This window comes from Frankia sp. CcI49, from assembly GCF_001983215.1.
GTDB lineage: Bacteria > Actinomycetota > Actinomycetes > Frankiales > Frankiaceae > Parafrankia > Parafrankia irregularis.
On the sequence record NZ_MOWP01000052.1, the window covers coordinates 1 to 21,665 of the forward strand.

The following is a 21,665-nucleotide window of genomic DNA, read 5'->3' on the forward strand; positions in this document are numbered from 1 at the left end:
CATCGGAGCCCAGTATTCTTCGTCGATATCGTCGCTGTTCATCCGCTCAAGCACCCAGGGACGATCATCTTCGAATAGAGGCTGGGCGGCGGACAGCACAGGAACCGACTTGATGACCTCGTCGATCGCCCTTCGGAACTCCCTTTGCACCTTCAAGTTGCGGAAAGGGTTCCTGCTTACGGGTGGCCCGCCAACTTGTCCGCTCCACCCAATCAAGTCGGTGCGAAACGAACCAGACCCCCACGTGTACTCGGCGAAGTCGTGCGGTCCCATGACAACGACGGCCGTCGCGAGGTCATGCGGTGGGTCTGCCATGAGCGCCCACTGCGCGTAGCCGTGGTATGAGCCGCCAGCTGCGGCGAAGCGGCCAGGGTACCAGCACTGGCTGCGCATCCACGCGACGATGTCCTGACCGTCTTGCGCGTCAGTGCGCATGGGGTCGAGTTCGCCACCTGAATCGGCGGTGCCCCTTGTGGACGCGAAAACGACCGTATACCCCTGCCCCGCGAACGCTCGCGCAGAGCTCACTGTGAATACGAACCCACGACCGTACGGACCCACGATCAAAATCACGCCCCTGGACGACGCGAGCGGCTCATAGACATCAGCACCCAGAGTCACACCGTCGCGCATCGGAATGCGCACGGGCCATACGCGCCAGGGTGCCGGTTTCGGTATGCCGGTGCGGCGCGCGTGCCACCGATTCCACAGCGGAAGAGTAGGCTTCAACATTCGTTCACCTGCCATCGTGCGCCCTACCGCCGGGATGGACTCTATCGCGGATCCGACCGGCCATGATCCTCACGCCGCTGCCACTGCGTCGTCACTCGGTGCCGGGTAATGGATCCCGAATGCAAGGTAGTCGACGGAGACGGCTACGGCCCCCGCTTGGACCCGGACCTCTTGCACGGCGGCCTCGGCATCATGTAGGTCAAGTTTTTCGGAAATGAACGACCCTCCCAGGCACGAGACGAGCGACGGACCTCCGCCGCCGGCGACAGTTTGAAACACGTAAGTGTGTGGGACAATTCCGCCGCCTTCTATCATTTCTTTGCACCACCCATCCTCGGGAGGATGTACTCAAGCCTCCCCGGCCACGGACCAAGCACATGCATGATTAATGAGGTTTCGTCACTTCCCGGTTGATTTGCCACCTCTGCCACGCAGCACTTCATCCGTTCAAAACTCATATTCCACACCTCTCGCTTCGTCTCAGATCCCATCAAAAATCCGTTCAAGATCTCGCCTGCATCCGGCGTCATCACCACACCGACCACCGCCCATGAGGTGGGTGCGAAGGGCTTGCCCCGACCGATCCGTCCAGACAGCGGGCCCGAGATCTGAGGATGAAAATGATGGCCCCAGCCGTGAAGTCCGTCCGACATGCGCACCACCACACGTCCAACTTCCCCCTCGAAACGCTGCGTCGTCCAAGTATCTAGTGTCCTGAGTCGTTGATACGAACTAAGTCCGTGATCATTTGCCAAATTTACGACTCAGGAAACTACCCACGGCAGCAGTTCCACCTTCTGTTCGATTGTCAGCGTCACACCACCCCATCCTTCGTGCTGTCGTTCTTCACTACGCGCCCTTCTCCGTTCGAATGCGATGTGACCCGCTCGTGAGCAGGCGGGTAGTTCCATCGGGCAGGTACAGGTCCGCCTCCACGCCGTCGGGGACGACGCACTCGATCGTGATGACGCCATCGCTGTGTCGAGTCCATCCGCACTCCACCCGTCCGCGCCGGGTTTCCACCTGTCCGCGTGCCCAGTCGAGTCCGGGCCCAGGGATCGGCGCTAGGTGCAGGCGTGCGTACCCAGGCTGGGCGGGACGGATGCCGGCGACGCACTTATACAGCCAGTCGACGACCGCCCCCAGGGCGTAATGGTTGAAACTCGTCATCTCACCCGAATTCACCGTGCCATCAGGTAGCAGCGAATCCCACCGCTCCCAGATGGTGGTCGCCCCCATCGCCACCATATACAGCCAGGACGGCGGCTCCTCCTGCAGCAGAAGCCGATACGCCACCTCAGCATTCCCGGTCTCGGTCAGCGCCCACACCACAAACGGTGTCCCGGCGAATCCGGTCCCGACCCGATATCCGCCCTCCGCGATGAGACAGGCGAGTCTTTCGCCAGCCTCCGCCTTCTGCACGTCATCGAGCAAGCCGAAGTGGATCGCCAGGGCATACACAGCTTGGGCATCCGAGGTGATTCGAGTACCCTCCACGACATATCGCGCCTGGAACGCCGACCTCGTACGCTCTGCGAGTTTCCGCCATCGTTGCTCGTCCGCCTTCAGGTCGAGATGCGCGGCAGCATCTGCTGCGATCAGGGCAGTTCGGTAAAGACRCGCTGTGGCGATGACCGAAGGGTCGGCCGTTGCAGCGAGTGGCTGTTCCGGAGGCGCGGTGGGATCCAGCCAGTCGCCGAACTGGAATCCCGTATCCCAGACCCCCGTCTCGGATAGACGCGGCAGGATCGATTCGAGGTGCAGAACCATCGCAGGATAATGTGCGGCGAGGCGTTCCAAGTCGCCGAACGCTTGCCACAGCGCTTCTGGTACCCAGACAGCCGCGTCGCCCCACACAGCGGTGGGGCCGACGATGTGCGCGTGCGCTCCCAATGCTTCTCTCGGCGCAAACTTCAGGACGTTCGGCACAACAAAGGGCACGTAACCGGCGACCTCCATCTCCGCGCGCAGGTCCTCCAGCCATCCGTGGAGGAGGTCCGCGCAGTCGAACTGGTAGCATGCGGTCGCCGCGTAGACGGCAATATCACCGGTCCAGCCGAGACGCTCATCACGCTGGGGGCAGTCGGTGGGAACGTCGAGGAAATTGCCCTTCTGGCCCCACAGCGAGTTCATGACCAGGCGATTGACGCGCGGGTCCGAGCACTCGAACGTTCCCGTCCGCCGCATCCGGGAGTGCACCACAACCGCCTCGACGGCCGCGGGATCGAGTTCCCCGGGTAGTCCAGTGAACTCCGCGTAGCGGAAGCCGTGGAATGTCAGCGTCGGCTCGAACAGGTCCTCCCCACCAGAGAGGATGTATGTATCGGTGGCACGGGCCCCGCGCAGCGGGCGCGTCGCCAGTTCGCCGTTCTCGAGGACCTCGGCATGCCGGACGGTAATCGTCGTTCCGCGCGGACCGGTCACCCGCAGTCGGGTCCAGCCGACGAGGTTCTGCCCAAAATCAATCAGCGTGCCACCAGATGGTGAAGTCCAAATCCGTCGGGGTGGAATCACCTCCTGGCGCTCGATCGGCGGTTTGATCTGCGGAACCAGCACCGCACGGTCGATGGGCAGTGCCTCCACTTCCAGCCTCCGGGGTTGCGCAGACGCGTCGATCCGCACGCCGTCGTAGATACTGTTGTCGGAAATGGCTGCGGTGCGGGCGGTCCATGTGGTGTCGGTGCTGACCCGCTGGGTACGCCCGCTGGCGTACGTGATCTCGATCTCTCCAATGAACCCAATGCGGTCGCCATAATCCAGGCCCAGGCCTTCGAAGCCCAGCTTGCCGCGCCACCATCCGTTACCGACGAGGATCTGCAGCTGAGCGCCGTCTCGTATCAGCGCGGTGACATCGTGTTGTTCAACTGGCAGACGTCGGTCGTATGCGCTCCAACCCGGCGCGAGGACCCCACCGACTGGCTGTCCGTCGATGCGTACTTCGAACACGCCGTGGGCCGTGCCACGCAGTGTGGCCGCACGCACCTGGTCATGGTCCAGGGTGATGAGGGTGTGCAGAGTGAAAGCGCCCGGCGCGTCTACGGCGGTTATGAGCTCAGCGTCAGCCAGCAAGGTATTCTCCTGTCGTGTCATGCCGTGGGCTTCTGCAAGCGTGCGGCGGCGCGCTTCCCGCGCCGCCTAGTCGTCCGGATCCGAGACCGGTGCGGCGCGGTCGGCTGGTCCGCGTCGTCGGCATAGACGGGCGACCCACACCCGCTTCTCCAAGGTGGTCCCACGCGGTCCAGGCGAAGTCACCGATGACCTGCGGGTGCCGCTCCACCAACTCCCAGAGCACGTCGAGTGCTCCGGGGAAGGTCTCGGAACCAACCAGGATACGCTCAGGAAAACGCTGCGCGTCCAGAGCGTAACGTGCCTCCGAGTAGTTGATGCCGCAGACATCGGCCTGAGAGTGCGTCTCCTCGGTCCTACGCGTGACCAGCTCCGATGCACCAAAAGCGCTCACGCCACCCTTTGACAGGACGGCGTTGATGTCGAAAGGCTCGTCTGTCGGGCTGGTTCCGAGAAGCACGTCCGTTGCCGCAAGTAGGCCATTGACGGCGTTCGTGACAAGGCGCGAGGCATCGAGTGAGCGGACCTTGTCCGCGATACGACGTCCCCAGGCCGAGCCAAGAGGGCGACCGACCTCGAGGATCTCGTTGCCGATCGAGCACGTGATCACGCACCACTGGCTGTCGTCATGCGCCCCGAGCTCCACCCTGATGACGTTGTCCCGCCCGAAACGCAGGAGGTGATCCAGCGTGAGCGAAAACGGACTGTAACCATTGGGCCGCTGCACGACGAAGTTTCCGGTGACGTAGACCGTGGCATCGCGGTAGACGTCCTCGAACGCGACGGAAGCAGCCTTGTCACGCCATTCCGCGGGATGATCTAACGTCATCTCATAAGCAAGGTACGCGCTCGGGAGGTAGCCACTCCCACTTCCGCTCGGACCGGCCGGATCCCGATCCAGATCCCGCAATTCGTCGCGCGGCAGGCACAGGGTCGCGATGGTGTACCAGCAGCCAGCGCCGCATAGAGTGACTCCCTCGGCGCGACAGTCCAACCGTCGTTGAAGGATTTTTGAATCACCGGGGCTCCCCGAACTAACCACCTGCGTCCATACATTCGTCGCGCCTGCTCCAGGATGGGGAACCACAGGTGCCCCCGACGGCCCGGCGACACGATCATCGCGCTGCGTTAGGACCGCTCCGCGCCGCGATGCACTCACTTGGTCGCGACTCCTGTACCGCGCGAGCGCCAAGGCAGCACCCGCAGTGAAGCCCGCCGCAGATCCTAATCGCAACAAGGCCGATCCTCTGCTCCTCCGAGACTAGCGAGCCGCAAAGCATGACGTGATCAAGATTACAGCAAAAATCTTCCAAATGGAATGGATTCGCGCGGGCGCTCGAAGCCACCGGCGTACGCACCGTGCACGACCGAGATCATCTGCCGCACCCCTCAACCAGGACAGCCAGGGAGAGATCTGCCGACCTCCACCAGCTCGAGAGCCCAGCACGAAGACCCGCCCCCTTCCGGACTTTGCCGACCGAGAGATCACGTCGAGCGTTGCAGCCGCCACCCGGGACTGCAAACCGGAGGCGGTGCTGTGCACCGACGGCCCGATCCGGACGCTGGTCGACCTGACACTGGCCCCGGAGCACCGTCGCGGCCATGGAGCCTTGTACGACGGGCTGAACAGCGGCCGATGAGAGATTGCCCGGCTGCGACGTGCGCTCGCGGACCTTCCTCTGCCCGCGGCGGCCGACGGACGACTCGTGCTGGCCGTCGACGTCAGCCCGTGGCTGCGTCCGGACGCCTCGACCAGCGCGGACCGGCTGTTCTGCCATGTGCACGGTCGGGCGAAGAACCAGTCCCAGCTGATCCCGGGCTGGCCCTACTCCTTCATCGCCGCCCTCGAACCCGGCCGGACGTCGTGGACCGCGGTCCTGGACGCGGTGCGCCTCGGCCCCACCGACGACGCCACAGCGGTGACCGCCGACCAGCTCCGGGAGGTCGTGGGCCGTCTGATCACCGCCGGGCACTGGCACGACGGAGACCCGACCATCCTGATCGTGATGGACGCCGGTTGTGACGTGACCCGGCTGGCGTTCGTCCTGGCCGACCTGCCCGTCGAAGTGCTCGGCCGGATCCGTTCCGACCGTGTCCTGCGCCTGGCCAAACCACCGAGGCAGCCGGGTACCAACGGCCGTCCACCCAAGCACGGCCCCGAGTTCGCCCTCGACAGGCCCGCGACCTGGCCCGAACCGCAGCACACCACGATCACCAACACCAGCCGCTACGGGCAGGCCACCGCGACCAGCTGGGACCGGCTACATCCCCGGCTGACCCACCGCACCTGCTGGCTCGACCACCCCGGAGACCTGCCGATCATCGAAGGGACCCTCATCCGCCTACAGGTCGACCACCTGCCCGGCGACCGCGACCCCAGGCCCGTCTGGCTGTGGTCCTCCGCGGTTGACGCCACCGCCGCCGACATCGACCGCGCCTGGCAGGCGTTCCTGCGCAGGTTCGACCTGGAACACACCTTCCGGCTGTTCAAACAGACCCTCGGCTGGACCCGCCCGAAGATCCGAACCCCGCAGGCCGCCGACCGCTGGACCTGGCTGATCATCACCGTCCACACCCAGCTCCGCCTCGCCCGATCCCTGGCCCGCGACCTACGCCGCCCCTGGGAGAAACCCTCCCCACCAGGACGACTCACCCCCGCCCGAGTCCGACGAGGATTCCGGAACATCCGCGCGATCACGCCCCTCCCCGCCAGCGCACCGAAACCCACCAAAGCTGGCCCCGGCCGCCCTCCCGGCTCCCGCAAACGTCAGCCCGCACCCCACCACGACGTTGGAAAGACCACCCGACGGGACCTCACCATGACCGCCCACCAACACCGAACAGGTAAAAGATCAAGCTTAATCCATCCCCGTACTAGCCAGGAGTGCGGGAACCGGCCTGTCGTCCGCTTACCCAACCCGGCGGCGGTCGCCGGTGACAAAAGTAACTCGTACGGGCCAACCGTGCCTGCCTGCGCCGCCGTGGGATCAGGGCGGTCGTCCCGCAGAAGGTCGACCAAGCCGCGAACCGGCGGAACAAGGGCCGCGAGGGTGGCCGTTCTTTCTGTCACGACGCCAAACTGCACCGGGAACGGAACACCATCGACCGACTGATCAACAAACTGAAGGCCCGGCGAAGAGTCGCGACTCGCCACGACAAGACCTGGAGCCGACAGCTTGCGCGAACCGCACCTTGATCATGAACAGATACGCACCCAAACGCACTCCAGGTGCTCTAAGTGCGCCACGGAGTGACGGATGCATCTGGACGAACACTGGTTCAGAACCGACCGGTCAGCCCTTGAGGCCCGGGAACTGATCGTCGCGCCACTCAGTGCTGGTGCCGTCGGCCGGGCATTCGTACAGGTCCTTCTCACGAGCGCGGAGCTCGACCCGGCGGATCTTCCCAGAGATCGTCTTGGGTAGTTCGTAGAACTCGATGCGCCGGACTCGCTGGTAGGGAGCCAGCCGCTCACGCGCGTGCCGCAGGATGGACTCCGCGGTCGCCGCGGTCGGCTCCACCCCGGGCACCAATGCGACATACGCCTTCGGGACGGCCAGGCGGACGGGGTCCGGCGCGGGAACAACCGCCGCCTCGGCCACGGCGGGGTGTTCGATCAGGACCGATTCCAGCTCGAAAGGACTGATTTTGTAGTCACTGGCCTTGAAGACATCGTCCATACGACCGATATATGTGATGTATCCGTCGACATCGACACTCGCCACATCCCCGGTATGGTAATAACCGCCTGCCATCGCCTCCGCAGTGCGCTCCGGATCGTCCTGATAACCGGTCATCAGTGGCAGGGGACGGGCCGAGAGATCCAGGCAGATCTCACCCTCGCCGGGAGCGACCACCGGCTCCCCGGAGACCGTATCGACCAACACCACGGGCACCCCGGGCAGCGGCCGGCCCATGGAGCCCGGTCGAACAGGCGAGCCGGGTGTGTTACCAACTTGGGCGGTGGTCTCCGTCTGCCCGAAGCCGTCGCGGATCGTCAGCCCCCAGGCTGCGCGAACCCGTTCGATCACCTCAGGGTTGAGCGGCTCGCCTGCGCCGAGCACCTCCCGCAGCGCCGCGGGTCGCTCGGACAGATCCGTGTTGATCAGCATGCGCCAGACGGTCGGGGGCGCACAGAACGTCGACACCTCGTATTCACGGAGGCTATCCAGCAGAGGTCCGGCCTCGAAGCGTCGATAGTTGACGACGAGTATCGTCGCCTCCGCGATCCATGGCGCGAAAAAGCAGGACCAGGCGTGCTTGGCCCAGCCTGGCGACGAGATGTTCAGATGGACGTCACCAGGCCGCAGGCCAATCCAGTAGACGGTCGACAGGTGCCCGACCGGGTAGGAGATCTGTGTATGCCGCACCAGCTTGGGCCGCGACGTCGTGCCCGAGGTGAAATAGAGCAGCAGCGGGTCGTCCGGGGCGGTCCCCGGGTGCGGCGCCGGTACCGTCTCGATGGCCTCGGCCGCCTTGATGTCGAGCCACCCCTGTGCCGCGCCGACGCTGAACCGAGAGTAGCCGCCTGGGACATCGTTGAACTTGCTCGTGTCCTGCGCGTTACAGATGACATGTCGGACGGCGCCCCGAACGGTCCGCTCGATGAGGTCCGAAGGGCCGAGGGCGGTAGTCGTCGGCATGATGACGGCGCCCAGCTTCATCACAGCCAGCATCGACTCCCAGAGTTCGACCTGATTTCCCAGCATGAGCAGCACCGGGTCGCCCCTGCCGACGCCGTGGCCGGCTAGCCAGGCCGCAAGACGGTCCGAGGAGGAAGCCATCTCGTCGAACGAGCGGCGCGTCGAAGAACCGTCCACCTCGACGATAATCAGCGCCGGACGGGAATTTCGGCGTGCAATGACATCGAACCAGTCGACCGCCCAGTTGAACCGTTCCCCGAGCGACGGCCACCGGAATTCCTGTACTGCCCGTCCATGATTCCCCGAAAGCTTCAGTAGTTCGTCTCTACTCTCCCGGTAGACATCGGTCGCCTTCATTGTCGCTCCCATTCTTTTTGCCGAAGTGCAAGTAGTCAGCGCATGAGCGCCGGAGTCGCAGGTGCAAGGATGTGCCTCCCTCGTCTAGAGCGACCCCGCCGGCTGGCACCTTCCCGCGCTTCCCCCGCGCTGGGGTAGCACCACCGGTGACGCCCGTGCCTCGCGGGCATGGGGCTAATTGGCGGACGTCATTCACTGGGGGAACCATGGAAGACGCCRCCGCTGTCCGTCGCCATGTATCGATCGAACTCTCCCGGAGCCGACGATCTAACCACCACGATAACGGACATGGGGTGCGACTGTCCGCATCCTCGCCCCGCGCTTCGAAGTCACTACCCGAGAGAGTCTTGTGCGGTCGCGGCCACATCAGCCAACTCATCGTGGGCCTTCTTTTCCTCCGTTTCACCGATGCCCGAGTGCGCCTCAAACCAGTTCACGGTCAACTCGATGATTGCCTTGCTACCGGCGCCACTCAGGCCGATCAGGTGTCCCGTCCAGGGGACTGGAACAGCACTCACAGCGGCACCCATCGCGCGTGCGTGTTGAGCGTATGTCAGTATTCCTTGGCTCGGCACCAGCCAGTCGTTGGGGCCATACACAAGCAATGTCGGCGGCGAGGCTTGGCTAACAAAGTTAGTAGCGGAGACGGCCGCGTATCGCTCGGGGAACTCCTCCGGGGTACCACCCGTATATCTCTGTGCAAAATGTCGAGCCAGGGTTCCGGAGATCGCAAATGGGTTGCCTTCGGCGAAGCCTGGATCTACGGCGGGGATACTCACGGCCACCGCTTTTATCACGGGCATCTCACCCTCATGACCGAAGGATTCTCCTCGCGCGATGCGATTCACCACGAGTGGGGCAAGATTTCCACCGGCAGAACCGCCGGTAACGTAGAAGTGCCGCGAGGAACCGCCGTACTTCTCGCTCATTTTTCTTGCCGTCGCCAGCGCGCACGCAATCTGGCGCGGAGCTAGCTCCCAGGTCGGAAAACTCTCGGTCGCGAGCGTGTAGGTGGGGGCAAACACGAGGAATCCGCGATCCGTGAGATGCCGGGCGAACGCCGTATCGATCGTCTCACTGCCCGCCGTCCAGCCCCCACCATGGATGTGGACGACAACGGGCGCAGCAGCGACAGACGTTCGTGGCATATATACAGCCATACGCGGTGAATGGCCGTCGACGGGACCATAGGTGACGATGTCGTCCGGACCATTCTTCGACCAGGAAAGCCGGCCAAAGTAATCCTTCGCCGATGATCGAACACCAAACGATTTCAATTGCCGACGCTGATCGACAATTACCTTGACGCCGGCCGCAGCCGAGAGGACACAGAACGCGATCATGATCAGGGCCACAACAGAGGGGTTCAGCAGCCACGCGCCGATGCCAGCCGCCGCTCCCGCCGAACTCATGACGAGCAGCCACCCCGGAACATAGCCACCAAGTGAACCGACAAGCCCGATCCCCGGAGCCTGCCAGGCAAATGTGCCGACCGCCAACACCATTGAGAGCGCAGCCAGAAGGCCGCTTACCCAGATCACGTTCAAGTCCTCCGCTAGCCTGCTGCGCAGCACTGCCAGCCGCGACTCGTCCATAAAACCACACATGCGGGTGGTTTTCACCCCCGGGCCAAGCCGTGGCCGATCCTCCCGCGCGTCCGCTGGAGCCGCCACGAACAGGGCGAGGCCGGCCTCACGGGGCACCAGGCCCGGTGCTGGTGGCGGTGTTCACCGTCGCCGCGACCCGGCAGCGGCGGGTCACCGCGGGGGTGGCGGCGTTGGTGTTCACTGCAGGTTGGGCCTGCCCGGCAGCCCTTCGGTCAGCAGCGAGTGTCCTGGAAGGGCGTCCAGCCCGAAGCACCAAGCTCTCTCGATGGCGAGCCACTTTCCGACTTTCGATTGCCAACCCGCCGCCCCAGGACCACTGACGACCAGCCGGTTGGTCGGTCAGTTGCGGCGACAACGGACAGCCTGAGCTGGCATTTCCCGACCTCACTGGGAGCCCCCGAAGCCCACTAACCTGCGAACAGTGAGACCGGCAAACCGCGCACGCCCACTTGGGCGGCGTACACGGCCCCAGCGGCGGGATGCCGCTCGCGATCGGTCTCCGTCTGTGAGGTGGTGATGTAGAGCGTGTCCAGGTTGTCACCGCCGAAGGTGCACGCGGTGACGCGGGGCACCGGAACCCGGAGCACTGCGTCCATGCGGCCCCGCGCATCGAAGCGGCACACCGCCCCACCCCCGCAGAGTGCAACCCAGACTCCGCCATCCGCATCAACGGTGAGTCCGTTCGGTGCACCGTCCGTCGCCGACGCGACTGCCCACGGTCGGCGGCTACTCAGCCCTGTGTCCGGGTCGTAGTCAAAGACGTCGATGCAGCCGGATGCCGCGTCGATGTGGTAGGCGCGAGAGCCGTCCGGGCTCCAGGCAAGTCCGTTGGAGATGCCGACGGAGGTCAGCGCCACGGTGGCAGAGCCATCGGTGTCGAGGCGGTAAAGTGCCGCTGCCCCGAGTTCCGAGCCGTACGCCAGGGAGCCGCAATAGAAGTTCCCGTTCGGAGCACATGCGCCGTCGTTCATACGTATCCCGGCCTCCACGGACCAGAGCTCCGGCAGTAGGCGCAGCGGCGGAGACCGTCGACCGTCCCGACCCGCGCCGAAAGGCGAGCGGCCCACCACATCCGACGGGTCCAGAAGCGCGAAACCTCGCTCCATCGCCAGCACGGCTCCGCCGTTGGCTCGCGGGCGCAACGCGGCAACGATCGTGCCGAGGTTCCTGCGCGATACCGCCGCCGTATGAACGTCGAGCGAGAGGACGTCGCCAGCCAGGAGATCAACGAGATGGAGACCGCCCCAGTCCGGCGCCCATACCGGACTCTCCCCATGGGACGTGACCGAGGCGGTTACCCGTTCTATCTCCATAGCCGCAGGCCTGCCTGACTACCTTTCACAGAATTGCGCCGTTGAGGCAACCGCCGCGGGTTCTTCTCCTCCAGCGCGGGAGACATGGAGATCATTGATTCCGTGCCGCCTTCGCCGCGGCGGCTCGGTACCGGTCAAGAACCTTAGGCGGGGCCGGCGCGGCCGTGTGTGTGACGGCCTCGATCTCCTCCCAACAGGGCCGGTGGCCCGCGAGCACCGTGGCGGCCTGGCGGGCGGCGCCGGTGGCGACGTACTCCCCCGGCCTGGGGGTTATCACGTCGATCCCGAGTACTTCCGGCGCGATCTCGCGAACGGCCAGGGAGCGGGCGCCGCCGCCGACCAGGGTCACCCGTTCGACAGCCATGTCCTGTGCGCGCAGGACCTCCACACAGCCCGCCAGATGACCGAGCAGGCCCTCGACAGCGGCGCGGGCGAGGTTCTCCGGCGTCATCGAGGCCAGGGTCAGCCCGTGCAGGCTCCCGGTCGCCGTCGGCAGGTTCGGGGTGCGCTCCCCCGCCAGGTACGGAACGAGGACCAAGCCGTCGGCGCCAGGCCGGGCGGCAAGAGCGAGATGGTCGAATCCGTCATGGTCGACGCCGAGTAGCCGGCGAGTGGYGTCGAGCACGCGGCTGCCGTTGAGTGTGCAGGCGAGCGGGAGGTGGTGGCCGGTGGCGTCAGCGAACCCGGCGATGCCACCAAAGGCGTCCGCCGTGCTCGCCGTGGAGACGGCGGCGACCACGCCGGAGGTGCCCAGCGACATCAGGCAGTCCCCGGGCCGCAGGTCCAGGCCGAGCGCCGCACCGGCGTTGTCCCCGCAACCTGGGCCCAGCAACAGATGGCCGAGACCCAACGCGGGGTCGCCACGCCCGACCGCGTCCCAGGGCCGCACAACCGCGGGCAGGACGATCCGGTCCGCATCGGTGTGACGGTGGCGCAGTGCGAGCGCGAGCAGATCACGTCGATAGCGGCCGCCGGGCGGATCGTATGAGCCAGTTCCCGATGTGTCGTAGTAGCCGGTTCCCGAGGCGTCGGAGCGGTCGGTCCGCAGTGAGGCGAGCGCGTGGGCCCCGGACAGCCTCCAGGTCAGCCAGTCGTGGGGCAGCGCGACAGCGGCGATCCGGGCCGCGGCGGCGGGCTCATGGTCAGCGAGCCAGCGCAGCTTCGTCACGGTGAACGACGCGACCGGCACAGACCCGACCGCGGCGGCCCAGGCCTGGGCGCCCCTGGCCTGATCGCCGTTCCCGAGGTCGGTGACCAGGTCACGGGCGGCCCGCGCCGACCGGGTGTCGTTCCACAACAGCGCCGGCCGGATCACCTGCCCGGCGCTGTCCAGGCAGATCAGCCCGTGCTGTTGGGCAGCGACCGACAGGGCCGCCACATCCGCGAGGCCACCGGCCCGCTCCACGGCAATCAGCAGTGCGGTCCACCAGGCCTCGGGATCGACCTCCGTCCCGTCGGGATGCGGCGCCGTCCCGGATCTGACGACGCGGCCGGATTCGGCGTCACAGACGACGACCTTGCACGTCTGGGTGGACGAGTCGATGCCCGCGACCAGCGTCACAACAACCCGTCCCGCTCAGCCGAGGAGGTGTTCGACGGCGAGCTGCTGGAGGTGGACGAACCCGAGATCACGCTCGGCAGCCTTATCCGGGTCGAAGTTGTCGACGGCACCGGTGGCTCCGCTGGCGAGCAGGTCCGCGGCGGTCTCCCCCGGTGCGAGCGTCGGCTCGGCCAGTTCCAGCACACCCGAGTACGCGATGGCCTCACGCACCCGCGGATCCGCCCGGAACCCGGCCGCCTTCTCGGCGAGCATCAGGTAGGTCGACATGCAGGCCGCGGCCGACGCCCACACTCCGTCCAGGTGCTCGGTACGGGACGGCTTGTAGTCGAAGTGCCGCGGCCCGGTGTAATGGGGGCCATCCGGGTAGCCGGGGAAGCCGTTCTCGATCAGATCGACGGTGAAGAACGCCGACAGCAGATCACCGTGCCCGAAAGCGAGGTCCTGGTCGTACTTCAGCCCGCGTTGGCCGTTCAGGTCGAGGTGGAACAGCTTGCCGCTCCACAGCGCCTGGCCGAGCGCGTGCGTATAGTTCAGGTTCGCCATCTGCTCGTGCCCTGTCTCCGGGTTGAGCCCGACGATGTCGCGATGGTCGAGTTCCGCGATGAGCGCGAGCGCATGCCCCACCGTCGGCAGCAGAATGTCGCCGCGGGGCTCGTTCGGCTTCGGCTCCAACGCAATCCGCAGGTCATAGCCCTGCGAGCGGATGTAGCCGGCGACGGTGTCGATGCCCTCCTTGTAGCGTTCCATCGCCGCGTAGATGTCCTTGGAGCCGTCGTACTCGGCGCCCTCCCGGCCGCCCCACATCACGAACGTCGTCGCGCCCACCCGCGCCGCCAGGTCGACCGCGCGCAGCACCTTGCGCAGCCCGAACCTGCGCACTGACCGGTCATTGGCTGTCAGCCCACCGTCCTTGAACACCGGGTGGGTGAAGGTGTTGGTGGTCACCATCTCGATCACCAGCCCGGCGTCGTCCGCCGCCGCCTTCAGCCTTCCCACCCGCGCGTCCCGTGTCGTCTCATCCGCGTCGAAGGGGAACACGTCGTTGTCGTGGAGCGTGATCCCCCACGCCCCCAGCTCGGCGAGCCGGCCCGCGTACTCCCACGGGTCGAGCGGCGGACGGGTCGCCGCGCCGAACGGATCCGCGCCGGTCCAGCCGACCGTCCACAGGCCGAAGGAGAACCTGTCCTCACGCGTCGGCTGCCGCACCATCTCACACCTCTCGCCATTGCCGGCAGCCTTGTACTGCCGAAAACATGAAGCCGCCGGGACGGATCGCCCAACGTCATGCCGAGCCCTGCCCTGGCCTGGATCGCAGCTATTGCGCCGGGCACGGATGCGGCACGTTCGAGATCGCCGAATAGTTTCTGACCTTCCAGGATTGGACTGTCCGGCCACGGTCGAGCAGGATCGTGACCAGCACGCCTGATATTGTCGGAATGGGTGAACTCGCCGGAAGCGGACCGACTCAGGGCGTCAACTCTCTCTTAAGAATCTTGCCGGTAGAACCCTTTGGCAATTCAGCCACAAAGCGGATCTCGCGGGGATACTTGTAGGCCGCGAGTCGCTCCTTGGTGAATTCAATTAGTTCATCGGCGGATACCGATACACCCTCCGCGCAGGCAACGAACGCGAGGATCTCCTCACCCAACCGGTCGTCGGGCTTCCCGATCACGGCTGCCTCAACCACAGCGTCGTGTGCATACAGGACCTCTTCGACCTCACGCGGGTAGACGTTGTAGCCACCCCGGATGACAAGATCCTTCTTTCGGTCGGCAATATAGAAGTAGCCGTCACCGTCAGTGTAGGCCAGATCGCCGGTATGGAACCAGCCGTCGCGGAGGGCCTCAGCAGTGGCTTCGGGTCGCTTGTAATATCCCTTCATGATGTTGTGACCCCGAATCACAATCTCGCCGATGTGCTCAGGTCCAGACGGCAGTTCATTGCCCTTCTCGTCCACCACCCGAACTTCGACCCCCCAGATCGGCTTGCCGACCGAGAGCACCTTGCGCTGCTCGGCGTTGATGTTGAACGTCGTCGCGCTAGCAGACTCCGAAAGCCCATATCCCTCGAGGATGACGCAACTCTGGAACTTCTTCTCGAAGGATCTGATCACATGACCGGGAAGCGAGGAGCCGCCAGCCACCCCAACCCGAAGGCATGACAGATCTCGCTGCGTGGTGTCGATGCTGAGCAGACCGGCGTACATCGTCGGCACGCCCGAAAACACGGTGCACCGGTTCTTCGCGATGGCATCGATCACGGCTTCGGGTTCGAACCTGGGGACAAGCACCAGCGCCGCGCCGTGCCGGACTGTGCAGTTCAGCACGCTGGACAGTCCAAAAACGTGGAACAGTGGCAGCACCGCGAGATGGATGTCCTCGCGGTGCAGCCCGAGCAGCTCCCCGGTTATGGTGCAGTTCATGTACAGCTGAAAGTGGGTGAGTTCGGCGCCCTTGGGCTGCCCGGTGGTTCCGCTCGTGTAGATCAGAACCGCGGTGTCGTCGGCGTTCGTCGGGTGGAGGTCTCGACCGTCCTCGGCGAAGTAGAGCTCGTCGTAGTGTTTCGCCCCTTCCGGGAGCGCGGTGCTGTCCGGAAGGTTGACGACATACGTCGGAACGCCGCCGGCTTCCACCGCGCCACGCCGCGCCTCTGCGGCAAACATTTCGAAAGTCACCAGGAGCTTGGCGTCGCAATCACGCAGATGGTATGCAACCTCAGGGGCCTTCAGCAGCGGGTTCAAGGGAACCAGCACCAGACCGGCCTTGAGGACCGCGAAGTATGTGAAGACGAACTGGGGAAGATTGGGCAGCTGAACCGCAACCTTGTCACCCGGCTCCAGTCCCAGTCCCAGCAGGCTCGTTGCGATTCGCCCGGAAATCTCGTCGACCTGCGAGTAAGTGAAGGGCGTCTCATTGATCTGACACAGAAGGCTTCCTGGACGCGCTTTGGCTGATTCACGGAGGATGCCGGCCAGATTGAACGACATGAGTTCTCCTTAGGAGGGTTCGCGGGTAGGAGGGGCGTCGAGGAGCAGCCACAGTGAAACGACCTTCAGGAGATTTTCCGGCCCACCACAGACCAGACTCCAAATCAGGATCACACCGGCCGGCCCGGTCGGATCAGCAGTCATTCACAGGGGTAGAGGTTCGCCAGTTCGAGGATCGCGACGTTCAGTCACCGACCACGGGTGCGGAGTTTCGGTAGCTTTCACCGACCCAAGAGCCCAGCAGGAAACACGTAGACGTCCGCGACGCGATCGGTCCGCAGCATCAGCGCTAAGCTATTTCCCCACAACAGGGGCAGTTGGAGCAGCAGACCGGTTGGATTGGGGGGACCGGAGATGTTGCACTATAGACCCATATCCTTGGCTATGAGCATCTTCATGACCTCCGAGGTTCCCCCGTATATGCGGTTCACGCGGTTGTCCGCGTACAGTCGCGCGATCGGGTACTCGTTCATGTATCCGTAGCCTCCATGAAGCTGCAGACAGCGATCTACGACGCGGTGAGCAACCTCGGTGCAGAAAAGCTTGGCTGAGGCAGCCTCAGCGGCGGTCAGCTCGCCGGCGTCATAAGCCTCGATCGCTCGGTCGGAGACGGCCTGTGCGGCGTCGACTTCCGCCTTACATGACGCCAGCTCAAACTTGGTGTTCTGATAGTCCGCGACCGGACGGCCGAACACGGATCTGTTCTGGGTGTACTCGATCGCGAAGCGTAGGGCGGCAGCTGCCTGCGCCGCAGAGGAGATCGCAATCGTGAGCCGCTCCCGAGGCAGGTGCCGGATCAGGTAGTTGAAACCCTCTCCGACCTCACCCAGCACATCCTCGCTGGGCACCTCGACCGAGTCGAAGTAAAGCTCAGCCGTGTCGGAGACCTTCAGTCCCAGCTTGTCCAGCTTGCGCCCCACGGTATATCCGGGAGCGGCCGTGTCGACGACCAGAAGAGTGATTCCGTGGCGCGGGTTCCTATCGACGGGAGAAGTGCGTGCGCACACGATCACCCGGTCCGCGAGCACACCTCCGGTGATGAAGGTCTTGGAGCCGTTGAGGATGTAGTGCGAGCCGTCCTCCGACAGTGTCGCCGTGGTCCGCATGCCACTTAGGTCCGAGCCGGCGCCGGGTTCAGTCATGGCTATCGCGAACATGGTTTCCCCGGAGATGAAGTCCGGAAGCCACCTCATCTTCTGCTTTTCTGTCGCGTGCGCCAGCAGGTATGGCAGGCAGAGGGCAACGTGCACTGCCGAGCCGCCGAAAGCCACTCCAGCCCGGGCCAACTCCTCGGACTCGACTGCCAGATACTTGATCGACTCGATCCCCGCACCGCCATACTCCTCTGGCACCTCGATCCCGAACAGCCCCAAGGCCGCCAGGTGCTTGTAGAGTTCCCGTGGCACCTGACCAGCTTCCAGCCAAGCAGAATAGTGTGGCTGGACCTCGTTCTCGATGAAAGTGCGCAGGATCTGCCGAAAAGAATCATGATCTTGAGTAAACACAGCACGACGCATTAGATAAGTTCTCCTCATTCAAGGACGGTCAGGCCGGACCCGCACACCAATATTCTGCGTGAGCCCGAAAGGGAGGCACCTGCGCCACAGACATAACGATAATCGGCAACACCATGCTTCCCACCGGCCGCCATGATGCGACATCTGTGCCACGGATCGTCGCTCCGACGTCACTCTTTAAAATATATGTATCTTGGTCACACAGATTCATCCCTCGGCTACGGCTGTCACCGAGACCGATGTACCGGGAAGATCGTCCGCCTCAGCTGTGAGCAAGATCCGGCCTGGCCGGGTCGGCCGCAGGATCGCGAGCACGCGACCTTCATAGGTCGTATGAGCATCGGAGCCGAACGGTTCGGTGTTGTCCGGTCGCGCGCTGGCGAAACCCACCAACTCAGCAGCGCCGTCAACCCTGAGGCTGACGAGGGCCTCCACCTCGTTCGCGACGGTCCCGCTCTCATCAGCGATCGCGATCTCGACGTACGCCAGGTCAGTCCCATCGGCGGCGATCTGGTCCCGGTCGATGGACGCGACAAGCCTCAGGTCGCCCTGTCCGCTCCGCAACGAAGCGCGGCCCACTTCCAGCCCGTCTCGATACGCCACTGCCGTCAGCGTGCCGGGCTCGTATGCCGTCTCGAATCGCGCGATACAGGACTTGACTGCTCCGACCGACGCTTTGCCAAGCAGCCGTTCGTTCAGGTGAAGCTCCACCTCGTCGGCATCGCTGTAGACGTCGACGATGATCGGCGAGCCGGGGGCGACCGCCCAGTTCCAGCTCTCGAGCGCGTCGTCCCACGACCACGCGGTGAGCCGCACCTGGCGCCCGTGGAACTGCGGGCGGTGCACCGCGATGTACGGCTCCGTCCGCAAACCCCAGACCGTCTCCCGCCAATAGGAGATTGGCCGACGCCGTCCGGTGATGTCAATGGTCCCAGCACCGGACAACAGCCACGGATAGGGCGATACGAGCCCGGTCGGCTGGTCCGCGTCGTCGGCATAGACGGGGCGGCCCACTCCTGCTTCCCCAAGGTGGTCCCACGCGGTCCAGGCGAAGTCACCGATGACCTGCGGGTGCTTCTCAACCAACTCCCAGAGCACGTCGAGGGCTCCGGGGAAGGTCTCGGAACCAACCAGGATGCGCTCAGGAAAAAGCTGCGCATCGAGGGAGTAGCGCGCCTCGGAGTAGTTGATGCCGCAGACATCGGCCTGAGAGTGCGTCTCCTCGGTCCTACGCGTGACCAGCTCCGATGCACCAAAGGCGCTCACTCCATCCTTTGACAGGATGACATTGATGTCGAAAGGCTCGTCTGTCGGGCTGGTTCCGAGGAGCACGTCCGTAGCTGCAAGTAGGCCATTGACGGCGTTCGTGACAAGGCGCGAGGCATCGAGTGAGCGCACCTTGTCCGCGATACGACGTCCCCAGGCCGAGCCGAGAGGACGACCGACCTCGAGGATCTCGTTGCCGATCGAATACATGATCACACTAGGGTGGTTGAAGTCCTTGCGGATCATCGCCTCAATGTCTCGTTCCCACCATTCGGGAAAGGTGAGCGCCGCATCGTGGGAGGTCTTGCTCTCGGTCCACACATCGGCGAGCTCGTCCATGACGAGGAGGCCGACGCGGTCGCACGCGTCGAGGAAGGCCGGGCTGATGGTGTTGTGACCGCTACGCACCGCGTTGAAGCCGGCGGCCTTGAGAATCTCAGCGCGACGGTACTCCGCGCGGTCGATGGCAGCGGCTCCGAGCGGGCCATGATCGTGATGTACACAGCCGCCGCGCAGCTTCACTGTGCGCCCGTTGAGGCGCAGGCCGTTCACGGGATCGACCTGCACCGTCCTGAAACCGAAGGTGGCCGCCGCCTCGTCGAGCTGGGCGCCGCTCTCGTCGGTGACCACTGCCTGTACTGAGTAGAGCGATGGCTCATCGACGTCCCACAGCTGCGGATGAGTGACATAATGCCGCAGGCGCGCTATCGCTGGCTCGCCTGGCAGCACAGTCAGCGGAATCGACGACCGCGAGGTCGAGCGCCCGGCCGCGTCCCGAATCTCGCTGTGGACACGGACGGTAACCGCGTGCCGCAGTGGATTTGCGACCTCGACATGCACGGCAGCGACGGCGAGATCACGCTCGATGTCGGATGTACGGACCTGGACACCGCCGAAGGGGATGTGCACGGGGTCGGCAACCCCGAGCCACGTGTTGCGATATATTCCCGCGCCGGTGTACCACCGGCTATCGTCATGCGCCCGGAGCTCGACCCTGATGACGTTGCGCTGACCGAAGCGCAAGAAGGGATCCAGCGTCAGCGAAAACGGGCTGTAGCCATTGGGTCGCTGTGCGGTAAAGTCTCCGTTGACGTAGACCATGGCATCGCGATAGACRCCTTCGAACTCGACGGCAACAGTCTTGTCACGCCATTCGGCGGGAACGTCGAACGTCTTCTCGTAGGCAAGGTGTGCGCTCGGGAAGTAGCCACTCCGACTTCCGCTCGGACTGGCCGGATCTCGATCAAGATCTCGCATTCCGTCGTGCGGCAGACGCACGGGTCGCGATGACACACCACCAGCCATCACTGCATAGAACGTTTTCTTGGGCGCGACAGTCCAGCCTTCGTTAAAGGATTTTCGAATCACCAGGGCTCCCCGCACTCGCCGCCTGCATCCGTGAACTCGGCTCCGCCTGCTTCAAGATGGGGAACCCAGGTGTCCTCGACAGCCAGGTGTCCCGATCACCTCACTGGGCGGCACCGCCCCGACCCGCGACGTACTCGCCTGGCCACGACTCCTGTATCCAGTGAGCACCAAGTCTGCGTCCGCGGTGAAGCCTTCCGCGGACCTTAATCGCAACAAGGCCGACCCTCCGCGACTCCGAGGCTGGCGAACCGCACAGCATGACGTGATCAAGATTACAGCAAAAATCTTCCAAATGGAAGGGATTCGTACGGGTGCGCTAGAGGCACTCCGGGACACACCGGGCACGCTGGGTCACCTGCACACCTCTCGACCAAGACGGTCCGGGAACGATCCCCGGCCCCTACAGGCTCGAGGGCCCAGCAGGAACACGCAGCCCGCCTCAGGGCTTCAACCGGCCGATAGATCACGCYGAGCGCCGCAGCCGCCATCCGGGGCCGCGAAAACAGTGATCATCCCTCAGGGCAACAGCCCGAGGCGCGAGCTCAGAGCTGGACCGTGACCAGCGTCTGAACCGATCTCCGCAGCTCTTCATGCAGGTTGATCGAGCGGTCCAGCAGCCACATCGACTGCAGTCCGATGGTGCATGCCACGACCATCCGGGCAGCACCCTCCGGGCTGAACCCACACACCAGCTCGCCACGCTCCTGAAGGAGCACGAAGGCCCGCTCGAGCAGCGCGATCGCGGCCATGCGCTGCTCACGGAAGTAGTCGTGCGCCGGGTGATCGGGTGCCACCGCCTCGGCACTGAGTGTCATCTCGAGCTCTACCAGCACGGGCGTGTCGGTGTTGTGTTGGATGGCCCCGATCCAGACCCGCAGCAGGTCGAGCCCTGCGGGTCGACCCTCGCCGCCGCGCGCGAGCGCCTCCTCATCGCGCCAGGCTAGAACCGCTTCGAGTAGCTTCACCTTGCTCGGGAAGTGGTGGCGGATGCCGGCGTGGGTCATGCCCGCACGCTCGGCAACATCACGCAGCGAGCCGTCCCGAAACCCGTTCTCGGAGAAGACCTGGACTGCGGCGGCGATGATGTCCCGCCGGCGCTGGGCGGTGCCTGCGTACTCGCCGCGAACCACGCCTGCCATGATCCGCCCCCTTGCCATCCGAACTGGGCTCGACGCTCGATGGACACCTCTGTTCCTCATGAGAGTACTCAGGAGGGTACAGTCACCATCATTCAAACCCTTCCACATGG

13 protein-coding genes and 2 pseudogenes are annotated in these 21,665 nt (G+C 64.7%); 2 read left to right on the forward strand and 13 right to left on the reverse strand.

The window, feature by feature from the left end; all coding sequences use genetic code 11:
• From CcI49_RS38045 to CcI49_RS41285, 4 genes are all read right to left on the reverse strand, one after another.
• Window positions 1-645 (reverse strand): CocE/NonD family hydrolase (locus CcI49_RS38045; RefSeq protein ID WP_158230886.1); only part of this gene is annotated, 645 nt, incomplete at its 3' end.
• 398 nt (window positions 646-1,043) lie between these two features.
• The gene (locus tag CcI49_RS41840) at window positions 1,044-1,385 is read right to left on the reverse strand and encodes a hypothetical protein (protein ID WP_131831297.1); all 342 of its coding nucleotides are present in this window, start codon (window positions 1,383-1,385) and stop codon (window positions 1,044-1,046) included.
• A gap of 196 nt (window positions 1,386-1,581) precedes the next feature.
• Window positions 1,582-3,822: an alpha-L-rhamnosidase gene (locus tag CcI49_RS38050; RefSeq protein WP_076834519.1), complete on the reverse strand. Its 2,241-nt coding sequence runs from the start codon at window positions 3,820-3,822 to the stop codon at window positions 1,582-1,584.
• Complete coding sequence (locus tag CcI49_RS41285; RefSeq protein ID WP_076834520.1) at window positions 3,791-4,627, reverse strand: hypothetical protein; 837 nt, start codon at window positions 4,625-4,627, stop codon at window positions 3,791-3,793. Before CcI49_RS41285 ends, CcI49_RS38050 begins: the two co-directional genes overlap by 32 nt.
• A gap of 655 nt (window positions 4,628-5,282) precedes the next feature.
• Here CcI49_RS41285 and CcI49_RS44645 point away from each other — a divergent pair.
• A pseudogene (locus CcI49_RS44645) lies at window positions 5,283-6,644 on the forward strand (NF041680 family putative transposase); the annotation flags it as partial.
• Window positions 6,645-6,751: 107 nt separating this feature from the next.
• A pseudogene (locus CcI49_RS38065) lies at window positions 6,752-6,994 on the forward strand (IS5/IS1182 family transposase); the annotation flags it as partial.
• A gap of 97 nt (window positions 6,995-7,091) precedes the next feature.
• Here CcI49_RS38065 and CcI49_RS38070 read toward each other — a convergent pair.
• From CcI49_RS38070 to CcI49_RS38110, 9 genes are all read right to left on the reverse strand, one after another.
• Window positions 7,092-8,798, reverse strand: coding sequence for an AMP-binding protein (locus CcI49_RS38070; protein ID WP_076834522.1), 1,707 nt, complete (start codon window positions 8,796-8,798; stop codon window positions 7,092-7,094).
• A gap of 332 nt (window positions 8,799-9,130) precedes the next feature.
• The gene (locus tag CcI49_RS38075; RefSeq protein ID WP_198955749.1) at window positions 9,131-10,393 is read right to left on the reverse strand and encodes an alpha/beta hydrolase; all 1,263 of its coding nucleotides are present in this window, start codon (window positions 10,391-10,393) and stop codon (window positions 9,131-9,133) included.
• 419 nt (window positions 10,394-10,812) lie between these two features.
• Entirely contained in the window at window positions 10,813-11,718 is a 906-nt protein-coding gene (locus tag CcI49_RS38080) for an SMP-30/gluconolactonase/LRE family protein (RefSeq protein WP_076834526.1), read from the reverse strand.
• A 91-nt stretch (window positions 11,719-11,809) separates the two neighbouring features.
• Window positions 11,810-13,279 (reverse strand): FGGY family carbohydrate kinase, encoded by a 1,470-nt coding sequence (locus CcI49_RS38085; RefSeq protein WP_076834528.1) that lies wholly within the window; start codon window positions 13,277-13,279, stop codon window positions 11,810-11,812.
• Between the two features lie 15 nt (window positions 13,280-13,294).
• Window positions 13,295-14,488: a xylose isomerase gene (gene xylA, locus CcI49_RS38090; protein ID WP_076834530.1), complete on the reverse strand. Its 1,194-nt coding sequence runs from the start codon at window positions 14,486-14,488 to the stop codon at window positions 13,295-13,297.
• Window positions 14,489-14,744: 256 nt separating this feature from the next.
• Window positions 14,745-16,265: a long-chain fatty acid--CoA ligase gene (locus tag CcI49_RS38095; protein ID WP_076834532.1), complete on the reverse strand. Its 1,521-nt coding sequence runs from the start codon at window positions 16,263-16,265 to the stop codon at window positions 14,745-14,747.
• A 362-nt stretch (window positions 16,266-16,627) separates the two neighbouring features.
• Window positions 16,628-17,782, reverse strand: a complete 1,155-nt coding sequence (locus CcI49_RS38100) for an acyl-CoA dehydrogenase family protein (protein WP_076834534.1) — start codon at window positions 17,780-17,782, stop codon at window positions 16,628-16,630.
• A 207-nt stretch (window positions 17,783-17,989) separates the two neighbouring features.
• Entirely contained in the window at window positions 17,990-20,416 is a 2,427-nt protein-coding gene (locus tag CcI49_RS38105) for a glycoside hydrolase family 2 (RefSeq protein WP_076834563.1), read from the reverse strand.
• Between the two features lie 542 nt (window positions 20,417-20,958).
• Window positions 20,959-21,546, reverse strand: a complete 588-nt coding sequence (locus CcI49_RS38110) for a TetR/AcrR family transcriptional regulator (protein ID WP_158230887.1) — start codon at window positions 21,544-21,546, stop codon at window positions 20,959-20,961.
• Between the last annotated feature and the right edge of the window lie 119 nt (window positions 21,547-21,665).